8 protein-coding genes are annotated in these 6,861 nt (G+C 57.2%); 4 read left to right on the forward strand and 4 right to left on the reverse strand.

Features of this window, described 5'->3' with window-relative positions; genetic code table 11:
- From B2W52_RS22255 to B2W52_RS15850, 3 genes are all read right to left on the reverse strand, one after another.
- Nucleotides 1–227: DUF6316 family protein (locus B2W52_RS22255; RefSeq protein ID WP_349677077.1), on the reverse strand; the 227-nt coding region annotated here is incomplete at its 3' end.
- A 323-nt stretch (nt 228–550) separates the two neighbouring features.
- Nucleotides 551–2,080 carry a WS/DGAT/MGAT family O-acyltransferase gene (locus B2W52_RS15845; RefSeq protein ID WP_008170752.1) on the reverse strand — a complete coding sequence of 510 codons (1,530 nt, stop codon included), beginning with the start codon at nt 2,078–2,080 and terminating at the stop codon, nt 551–553.
- 116 nt (nt 2,081–2,196) lie between these two features.
- A complete protein-coding gene (locus tag B2W52_RS15850; RefSeq protein WP_008170750.1) occupies nt 2,197–3,108 on the reverse strand; it encodes a LysR substrate-binding domain-containing protein in 912 nt (303 codons plus the stop codon).
- Between the two features lie 115 nt (nt 3,109–3,223).
- Here B2W52_RS15850 and B2W52_RS15855 point away from each other — a divergent pair, with 115 nt between their 5' ends.
- Complete coding sequence (locus tag B2W52_RS15855) at nt 3,224–4,210, forward strand: glutathione S-transferase family protein (protein WP_008170748.1); 987 nt, start codon at nt 3,224–3,226, stop codon at nt 4,208–4,210.
- Here B2W52_RS15855 and ispB read toward each other — a convergent pair.
- Nucleotides 4,203–5,171, reverse strand: a complete 969-nt coding sequence (ispB, locus tag B2W52_RS15860) for an octaprenyl diphosphate synthase (protein WP_008170746.1) — start codon at nt 5,169–5,171, stop codon at nt 4,203–4,205. The two genes, B2W52_RS15855 and ispB, sit on opposite strands and share 8 nt — an antisense overlap.
- A 243-nt stretch (nt 5,172–5,414) precedes the next feature.
- Between ispB and rplU the strand changes: the two genes are divergently transcribed.
- From rplU to obgE, 3 genes are all read left to right on the forward strand, one after another.
- A complete protein-coding gene (gene rplU / locus B2W52_RS15865; RefSeq protein ID WP_008170744.1) occupies nt 5,415–5,726 on the forward strand; it encodes a 50S ribosomal protein L21 in 312 nt (103 codons plus the stop codon).
- 36 nt (nt 5,727–5,762) lie between these two features.
- Nucleotides 5,763–6,023, forward strand: a complete 261-nt coding sequence (gene rpmA, locus B2W52_RS15870) for a 50S ribosomal protein L27 (protein WP_008170742.1) — start codon at nt 5,763–5,765, stop codon at nt 6,021–6,023.
- A gap of 144 nt (nt 6,024–6,167) precedes the next feature.
- Nucleotides 6,168–6,861 (forward strand): GTPase ObgE (obgE, locus tag B2W52_RS15875; protein ID WP_286803710.1); only part of this gene is annotated, 694 nt, incomplete at its 3' end.

Below are 6,861 nucleotides of genomic sequence, written 5' to 3' on the forward strand. Positions count from 1 at the left end.
GAAGCGAACGGGCCACTGTCAAACCCTTCCCGGGTGGTAAAGTACCATTTGCTCCCTACGCAGAAGAATCGACTACTGCGAAAGGGAACCGGCCCTTCTTCTCCGGTCCTGCGATGGGTGTCCATGGCGTCTCCTGTACTGCCCGCTTTTCGTTCTTGCTTCTCGGGCGCCGCGTTAATATCTGCCGATCTGTTTAAAATTAACCCAATTCGGGGCGAATTCAACATTTTTTTACAATTTTACGGGTTGGGTCTCAATCGGGATCTGCGTTGAAAAAGCCGGAGTGGGTCAGCGAAGCCCGCCGTTGTCTTGCACTCGTCAGAATGCTACCAAAGCGGCGGAAGCCGGGGAGACCTATGGGTTCGAATTTGATCGGCCCGAGTCGCGTCAGGAGGCCGAGCAGGAAATGCCGGAGTTCTCCGGCAAGTGCTGAAAACGCGCTTGAACAGTTGAAAACCATTTGGGAAACAGCGAGTGACGAGGAAAAGAAAGCGTTTCTTCGTTGGGCGTTCGAATAAGCGAGTCTTGCTTGACCGTTTCCGGGTCCGGTTCAGGCCCGGAAACGTTTCAGGGCTTTCTTGAGAAGCCCCTCCATCGCGGTCATGGCATCATCTGCGAGGGTCTGTGTTGGGGAGGCTGCGATGGGTTCTTTGGTTGCCTCTGTTCCGAGCCGTTCCATGGCTGCTTCAATGGCGTTGAGGCTTTCATCCACGTGAGACTGCAATGACTCTCCGTGGGCCACCACATCGGGGCAGGTGGTGAAATTCAGTGTCAGCCTTCCCTCATAGCTCACCGCTACAATAACCAGTCCCATACTGTCGAACAGCGGCGCCGTATTGTATTGCTGAACCAGGCGTGCCCCCTGCAGATACAGTGGAACCTGTGGTCCGGGAACATTGGTGATTGGCAGATTGAATACCGGCTGGTAACGCTGGGCAATTTGCAATTCCGAGTAAAGTCTTGCGGAAAGCGCCAGCATGGTTGAAGGCAGCAGTTCCGTCAGCCGATCTGCAGCAATAGCCTCCCGGTAGGGCTCCGAGGCAACCGCGTTCCAGTGTATGCGCCGTATCCGCTGGGCAGGATCGGTTTCATCGGTCGCGAGATCCAGCAGCATGGCAGACATCTGGTTCCCGGTGGCTCGTCGTAGGCTGTTGGAACGAACCGAAATCGGTGTCATTGCCACCAGGGATTTGTCGGCATTGGCGCCCTCGCTGATCAGATAGCGCTTCAGGGCCTCGGCGCACAGTCCCAGAACCACATCGTTCAACGTTACGTCCCCGAGAAACGCCTTGATCGCCTTCAGGCGCGAAAGCTCCACGCTGGGGGCGACAATCTGCCGATTTGCCGTAATCTGCCGATTGAAAGGGCTGTTTGGGGCGGAAAACAGGGGCAGCGGGAGTGGCAGTTTGCGTAATTGCTTCTGGATCAGTCCCCGGGCTGTAGCCTCGGCTGCGTTGAACGCCAGAGAGGTGAACTGCAGTGGCGTGCGAATGATGTTCGCACCGGCCTGGAGCATGACCCGTTCTTCCGAGGGTTCTGGTCTGGGCTGCCAGGGTCGAGGTGGCGCAATCGGGCTGGGCTCGGGCGTATACTCCAGTAGTTTGCCAATAATCTCCTCGCCACTGAAGGCGTCGATGGCAGCGTGGTGCAATTTGACGATCAAAGCGAAGCCATCACTGCCGGTGTCCTGCTCGTCCAGTTTGAAACCGTCTACGAAGGTGATGTGCCACAGCGGGCGGTCCCTTTTCAGAGGTTCTTCCAGAATCCGTGAGGCCAGCGTCATCAGGCTTGCCTTGCGGCCGTGTTCGCCCAGATTAACGTAGGCAAGGTGGCGCTCGATGCTGAAATCGGGGTCATCAATCCAGTAGGGGCGGCCCAGGCGCAGGGGAATTTCTTTCAGGCGTTGCCGGAAAACCGGCACAACATGCAGGCGGCTTCGAAGGTAGGCGACAAAGGTGCTGAAGGCCAGCGGTTTCTCCCGTTCGGAAGCATCGAAGAGGTAGATGCCTCCGATGTGCATCGGTGTGGTTTCCGACTCGAGATACAGGAACGAGGCATCCAGTTCCGACAGTTGCCGCATCAGAGAGCTCCCTTCGGCGTTGGTTTCAGCTGCAGTATAAACGAAGTGCCCGCGCAAACGGTTGACTCATTTGCCTGGTATGACTTCGAGTTGGAGTCATACCATTTGCTTTATTTTCAGCTTGTTAGCCAGTCTGAAACGGCTCCCTCCGCGCTGAGTCGGTCCCAAAACCACATCAGGGCCTTGCCCTGGTCCTCGGCATGCCTGGCCAGTTGCAGTTTGATTGGTTGTCGCGATTCCTGCACTTCCTTGATGACCAGCTTGCCTTCCTTCAGTTCTGCGCTGATTCGTGCCCTTGGCAACCATCCCACGCCGAGGCCGGCTACCTGTATGGCGATCTTCTGGTCAATGTTGGCCACCGTCAAGGTTCGCTGGCGGTGGAATATGCCGGCGTGGCCCGGGGGCAAGGACCTTGATGTGTCTGCAGCGACGGCTGCCGGATAACGGGAGATTTCGTCCTCGGAGAGCGGCGCTTCGGCATCGGCCAGGGGATGATCGGCGGCAACGGCAAAAACGAACGGCATGTCGCCCAGGGATTGGGTTGTGTAGTTTCCCGCTGGCTTGCTGAAATTATCGGCGCCGATGATCAGATCCACGCGGCGGCTTTGCAGAGCATCCCAGGTTCCGGCAAAGACCTCTTCCACGATTTGTACATCTACCGGTACGCCCAGCTCATAGAATTCCCGGATTGCCGGAAACAGGCATTCCGCCGGCAGCAGTGAGTTGAACCCGATCCGTAACCGCGTTTCCCAGCCCTGGGCGACCTGGCGCGTGGTGTGCGCGAGGTTTTCTGCCGCCTCGAGCAGTGTGCGGCCCTCTTCCAAAAGGTAGCGGCCGGCCGGTGTCAGTCGGGCGCGGTGACCGGTTCGGTCGTAAATGGCGACATTCAGGTCTTCTTCCAGCTTCTGCACGGTGTAACTGATGGCGGAGGGAACCCGGAACAGTTCGTTGGCGGCACCGGCGAAACTGCCTTTGCGGTCAATGGCATCAAGGACTTTGAGGGCGTCAATGGTGATGGCTGTATGCATGTTCGAATTATCTGAGGTTGTTGGCCAGAAATGCTTGTTTGAGAGCGTAGCAGGGTCCCCGGTATTTTGCCTGTATTGATTTCATCATGTTCAGGAATTTTAACGGGAGGGCTTTATGGGCCTGCTGATTGATGGCAAATGGCACGACAAGTGGTATGACACCGACAAGACTGGTGGCAAATTTGAACGGGAAGCGGCGCGTTTCCGGAACTGGGTGACCGCCGATGGCTCGCCGGGGCCGGATGGCGAAGGCGGTTTCAAGGCGGAATCCGGGCGCTATCACCTGTATGTCTCAATGGCCTGCCCCTGGGCGCATCGGACGTTGATTTTCCGGAAGCTCAAAGGTCTGGAGAAGCACATTTCAGTGTCAGTGGTGCACCCTGACATGGTTGAAAACGGCTGGGAATTCCGGCCCGACAGCGAGCAGCACCGGGACCATCTCCATGGATTCCGCTTCATGCATCAGGTCTACACCAAGGCTGCACCGGAATATTCTGGCCGGGTAACAGTGCCGACCTTGTGGGATAAAAAGAAAGAAACGATTGCGAGCAACGAGTCGGCCGAAATTATCCGGATGTTCAATTCGGCATTTGATGGCCTTGAGGGTGTTCGTACCGATCTGGATTTCTATCCCGGGGAGCTGCAAGAAGAGATTGATTCTGTGAACGCCCGGGTTTACGACACGGTTAATAATGGCGTTTACAAGGCGGGCTTTGCCACTGCGCAGGATAAGTACGAGGAAGCCTACAATGCGTTGTTTGATTCTCTCGACTGGCTTGAGGAGCGGTTGTCTTCTCAACGGTATCTGGTCGGTGGCCGGCTGACCGAGGCTGACTGGCGGTTGTTCACCACGTTGATCCGGTTTGATGCAGTGTATTACAGCCACTTCAAGTGCAACCGCCAGCGGATCAGCGATTTCCCGGCGCTTTCTGCCTACGTTCGGGACCTCTACCAGGTGCCAGGCGTGGCGGAGACCGTGGATATTAATCAGATCAAACGCCACTACTACGTAAGCCAGAGAACCATCAACCCGACTCAGATAGTACCGGTTGGTCCGGAGCTGGACTTTGACTCACCCCACGGGCGTGAGTCGCTTAGCTAACTCTCGCGACTGCGACCTCGGTCAGCAGTTCCATGGCTTCTTTATGGCCTGAGTCTGGAAGGGGGTGAAGGCAGGTCTGGGCCAGTTCCGCCTGCTCCCGCGCTTTTGCCATGGTGTATTCGATTGCGCCTGAGCGCTCAACAATATCGAGGATGCGGGGCAGATCGTCCAGGCCGCCCTTGCGGATGGCCTGACGGATCAACTGCCGTTCTTCCCCGGTGCCATGGTTCATGGCGTGGATCAGCGGCAGGGTGGTCTTGCCTTCAGCCAGATCGTCGCCCACGTTTTTGCCCATGGCTTCGGCGTCGCCGCGGTAATCCAGGACATCGTCCACCAGCTGGAAAGCCAGGCCCAGATGCTTGCCGTAGTCTTTCAGGCCCAGCTCCTGCTCTGCATTGGCGTTGGCAAGCAGTGCGCCGGTGTGGGAGGCGGCTTCGAACAGCATGGCAGTCTTGTTGTGGATGACCTTCATGTACTGCTCTTCGGTGAGGTCCGGGTTTTTCACGTTCATCAGTTGCATAACCTCGCCCTCGGCGATTACCGCCGTGGCGTGGGACAAAACGTCCATGATTCGCAGGCTTTTCAGCTCCACCATCATCTCGAAAGCACGGGCGTAGAGGAAATCACCTACCAGAACGCTTGGCGCGTTGCCCCAGCGGGCGTTGGCGGTGCTTCGGCCGCGGCGCATGTCCGAGGTGTCTACTACATCATCGTGCAGCAGGGTGGCGGTGTGCAGGAATTCGATCACGGCTGCGAGCTTGAGGTGGTCGTTTTCCTCGTAGCCGGCGGCCTGGCTGGAAAGCAGAACCAGTAGCGGTCTCAAGCGCTTACCGCCGCTTTCAATGATGTACTGGGCGATTTTCTCCACCAGGGGAACATCTGAGGAAAGCCGCTGGATGATCAGATCATTAACGCGGCTGAAGTCGTCGGCCACGGTGTCGTAAATGCGCTGGGCTGTCATGCGGCTTGTGGATCCCTTGCTGGTGTTATCGTCGTTACGATCGTTGATATTAAAGGCAGGTCGCGGCAATGCTAGGTATTGCCGAAGGTAGTGTCAACTTGGCTTGTGTTGCGGTGCGTCTTTTCGTACAATCACGCGCCCAACTCATCCCAACCTGCGCTCCCTGCTATAGGGTCGCCAGAGCGCCTCCCTTAGAACCAGGTGGATAAGAGCAGGGATGGGTCAATCGTGGAGAACGAGTGAATGTACGCAGTTATTGTTAGCGGTGGCAAGCAGCACCGTGTAAAAGAAGGCGAAACCCTGAAGCTGGAAAAGCTGGAAGTTGAAACCGGCGGTAACGTTGAGTTTGATCGCGTTCTGCTGATCGCCGACGGCGACAAGGTTCAGGTAGGCGCGCCGGTAGTTGATGGTGCCAAAGTGACCGCAGAAGTGGTTAGCCACGGCCGTCACGACAAGGTTCAGATCATCAAGTTCCGTCGTCGTAAGCATCACATGAAGCGTCAGGGCCACCGTCAGTGGTTTACTGAAGTCAAGATCACGGGTATCAAGGGCTGAGGCTCTCGAATTACCCCTTAAATAAGGAGGCTGGTAATGGCTCATAAAAAGGCAGCAGGTAGTACCCGTAACGGTCGCGATTCCGAGTCTAAACGACTTGGTGTGAAGCGCTTTGGCGGCGAGACTGTATCTGCAGGCAGCATCATCATCCGTCAGCGTGGCACTCGTTTCCACGCTGGTAGCAATGTTGGCATTGGCAAGGACCACACCCTGTTTGCGAAAGCAGACGGCCAGGTGAAGTTCGAAACCAAAGGCCCGCAGAGCCGTAAGTTCGTGAGCATCGTTCCGGCTGCGTAAGCAGCGGCGATCCGGTTCTGTCGAACCCTGGGTGGCGCTGATATCCTGATATTATCAGGTGCTCAGAACCATCCGGAGCCCCGCAAAGCTTCCTAGAGGCTGCGGGGCTTTTTAGTTTATGCGCATGGCGCAAAGGGTTGATTCATGAAATTCGTAGACGAAGCCACCATCATTGTGGAAGCCGGCAAGGGCGGTCACGGCTGCCTGAGCTTCCGGCGAGAAAAATACGTTCCCAAGGGTGGCCCCGATGGCGGCGACGGGGGCGATGGTGGTTCCGTATATCTGGAAGCCGAGGAGTCGCTGAACACGCTGATCGACTACCGGTTCCAGCGCAAACACAAGGCCCAGAATGGCGAGCCGGGCTCCGGCCGCAACTGTACCGGCAACAAAGGCGAGGACCTGGTTCTGCCGGTTCCGGTCGGCACCACGGTGGTCGATATGGATACCCATGAGGTCCTGGGAGATCTGACCCACGCCGGCCAGCGCCTCAAGGTGGCCCAGGGCGGGTTTCATGGTCTTGGCAACACCCGTTTCAAATCCTCGGTGAATCGCGCCCCGCGCCAGACTACCAAGGGTTCCGAGGGCGAGTTGCGTAACCTGAGGCTGGAGTTGAAGGTGCTGGCGGACGTGGGTTTGCTGGGCATGCCCAATGCTGGCAAGTCTACCTTTATCCGTTCGGTGTCGGCGGCTCGCCCGAAGGTTGCGGACTATCCGTTTACCACGCTGGTACCCAATCTTGGTGTTGTCAGTGTACAGGCGCACCAGAGTTTCGTGATTGCCGATATCCCGGGTCTGATTGAAGGTGCCGCCGAAGGTGCCGGCCTGGGTATCCGCTTCC

The sequence above is a fragment of the Marinobacter sp. UBA2498 genome, from assembly GCF_002341575.1.
GTDB lineage: Bacteria > Pseudomonadota > Gammaproteobacteria > Pseudomonadales > Oleiphilaceae > Marinobacter > Marinobacter manganoxydans.